The organism is Pseudorhodobacter sp. (genome assembly GCF_030452865.1).
Taxonomy (GTDB): Bacteria; Pseudomonadota; Alphaproteobacteria; order Rhodobacterales; family Rhodobacteraceae; genus Pseudorhodobacter.
This window is the reverse complement of record NZ_JAKDLJ010000434.1, coordinates 1-2,851: the sequence shown is the minus strand read 5'-3', so window position 1 is coordinate 2,851 and position 2,851 is coordinate 1. Positions and strand designations below refer to the sequence as shown.

General features: G+C 64.8%; 2 protein-coding genes. Both read left to right on the top strand.

Features of this window, described 5'->3' with window-relative positions:
• Positions 1–265: 265 nt before the first annotated feature.
• Complete coding sequence (locus tag L0H65_RS17625; RefSeq protein ID WP_301460528.1) at positions 266–1,465, top strand: ROK family transcriptional regulator; 1,200 nt, start codon at positions 266–268, stop codon at positions 1,463–1,465.
• A 7-nt stretch (positions 1,466–1,472) separates the two neighbouring features.
• Positions 1,473–2,851: PIG-L family deacetylase (locus L0H65_RS17620; RefSeq protein WP_301460527.1), on the top strand; the 1,379-nt coding region annotated here is incomplete at its 3' end.

The following is a 2,851-nucleotide window of genomic DNA, read 5'->3' as shown; positions in this document are numbered from 1 at the left end:
ATATTCAATCTCAACGGCGGAGGCGGGGGCAGCAGCGACAAGGGCGGCAAGGCTGGTGGCGGCGGCGAGCGCAAGGGCTTTCATCATGGACCTCTTTGTTGTCGGCCGCGTTCCGGGGCGGGCCAATGATCGGGGTGGCAACACATCTTTCGGCACAGCCCCGGCATCCCGTTTCCCGGACCGACCCTCTCTTCCAAGGCAAGTGTTGACGGCTTCCCTGCAAAATTCAATACTTTATTCCATCATTTTGAGTTAAGGGGGCCGGGTGCCGTTTCGACCGACGCAGATCACCGGAAACAACGCGGAAAAAACCAAGGCGCACAACCGGCGCGTGGTGCTTGGCTATTTGCGCGGTCGCGATGCCGGGCGGGCGGAGGTGGCGCGCGCAACCGGGCTTTCGACGCAAACCGTGTCCAACCTTGTGGCGGAACTTGCCCGCGAAGGCTTGGTCGCCCCGCAGGGTCGACGGGCGCAGGCGCGCGGGCAGCCCCCCGTTGTCTATGGTTTCAATCCGACCTCCGCTGCGATCCTCGGGTTTGAGGTGCGGCCTGATGCCTTGACTATGGTGCTGACCGATTTGGGCGGCAAGATTCTGACGACGGGCCATACATGGTTGACACAGACGGACCCGGCGCATGTGCTGGGGCAAATGGCGATGCTGGCAGGCCAAGCGGCAACGCTCGCACCGCGCATCCTCGGTGCCGGTCTGGTGATCCCCGGCCCGTTCGGCGCGACAGGGTTGAATGCGGCTTCGGCAACCGCCCTGCCCGATTGGGTGCCGTCCGAAATCCCGGCCTTGGCCGAATCCGCTCTGGCTCTGCCGGTTTGGCTTGACAAGGATGCAACCGCCGCCGCCCTTGCCGAAGGCATGTTCGGGGCGGCCAAAGGGGCGCAGACCTATGCGTTTCTCTACTTCGGCGCGGGCCTTGGCCTTGGCATCATAGATCAGGGCCAGCCGCTGCGCGGGGCCTTCGGCAATGCCGGGGAATTGGGCCATATCGTCAGCCACCCCAACGGGTTGCCCTGCGATTGCGGCAACAACGGCTGTCTGGAACAATATGTCAGCCGCCTGGCTGTCCAGCGCCATCTGATCGCGCGCGGGTTGTTGCCCGCTGACGGGCATGGCACCGATGCCGTGTTGACCGCGCTTCTGGCACGCGATGATGCCGCACTTTCGGCCTGGGTCGATACGGCGGCAGAGGCGTTGTCCCGTGCCATCGGCATGTTGGAAAACCTGTTTGATCCGCAATACACGATTCTGGGTGGCGCGTTGCCGGATGCGCTGCTGGACCTCCTGATCGCGCGGCTTGCGCTCCCCCCCGGATCGGTGGCGCATCAAACCGGGCGCGACCGCCCCCGTGTGTTGCGCGGCACCTCCGGCCGTCTGACCGCTGCCCTTGGGGCCGCAGCACTTGTGATCCACCACACCGTAACCCCGCGCATTGCCGCCTACAGGATTGAATGAGCCTGCCATGCCCCTGACCGATGCTGCCCGAATTTCTGCCCAAATGCGCCAACCCGCGGCCCTGATGCTGTGGCGCGCGCTGCAGCCCCTGCGCGGGCTGACCCGCTTCATGAATTCCGGCGCACATCCGGATGATGAAATCAGCAGCATGCTGGCGGCGCTGACCTATCGTGACGGGTTGTCGATTTCCTATGTCTGCGCCACCCGTGGCGAAGGTGGTCAGAACGAGATCGGGCGCGAGGCGGGTGCTGATCTTGGCACCCTGCGCACTGCGGAAATGCACCGCGCGGCGGATATTCTCGGCCTGTCGATGTACTGGCTGTCAGACAGCCCTGCCGACCCGATCAGTGATTTCGGCTTTTCCAAATCCGGTGCGGAAACCCTTGGAAAATGGGGCCACGCCCATACCCTGCGGCGGTTGGTGGAGGCGATTCGCGCCGACCGTCCCGATATCCTCTGCCCGACCTTCCTCGATGTACCGGGCCAGCACGGCCATCACCGCGCCATGACAGAAGTCGCACATGAAGCGATGGAAGCTGCCGCCGATCCCGGCTTTGGCGCGAAAGGTGCTGCGTGGCAGGTGGCGAAACTCTACCTGCCTGCATGGTCGGGGGCAGGCGATGCCTATGACGATGATCTGCCGCCGCCACGCGCCACGATCACCATTCCCGGCGCGGGCCGCGAACCGCTGTCCGGCTGGACCTGGGAGGAGATCGGCCAGCAGTCGCGCGCCTGTCATGCCACTCAAGGCATGGGCCGCTGGACCGGCGGCATGGAACCCAAGGGCTGGCCACTTCACCTGGCGCAAAGCCATGTCGGCTCGGATCAAGGCCTGATCACCGACAATCTGCCGCAAACCTATGCCGGGTTGCTCGCCGATCATCCTCGCGCCCAAACTCTGGACGGCGCGCTGCTGGCCTGCGGGGCCGCCTTTCCCGACACCGCGCAAATCCTGCACCACGGCTTTGACGCGCTCACCCATCTGCGGGCGCTGCGCGAAACCTGCCCGGAGGTCGCGCAGGCGCAAACCCTGCACCGCCTCGATCGAACCGAACACATCCTGTCACGCGTGATCTGGCTCGCCTCCGGCGCGCGGCTCGATGCATGGTTTGACTGCGCTCATGCCCGCCCCGGCGACACCATCGGCGCAACCCTTGAGCTGCGCCAGCCGGATCGTCTGTGCCACGTCACGGCCCAATGGCACCTGCCCAAAGGCTGGCAGAGCACACCTGACAGCATCACCATCGCGCCCGACGCAGAGCCCTTCAACCCTTATCCGATGGTTCACCACGCCCATGCCGCCGAAGGCAAAATCTCCGTCGCACTTTCACTGGAACATGACGGCATGACGGCAACCCGGTATCTCCCCTCAGAACACACGCTGCT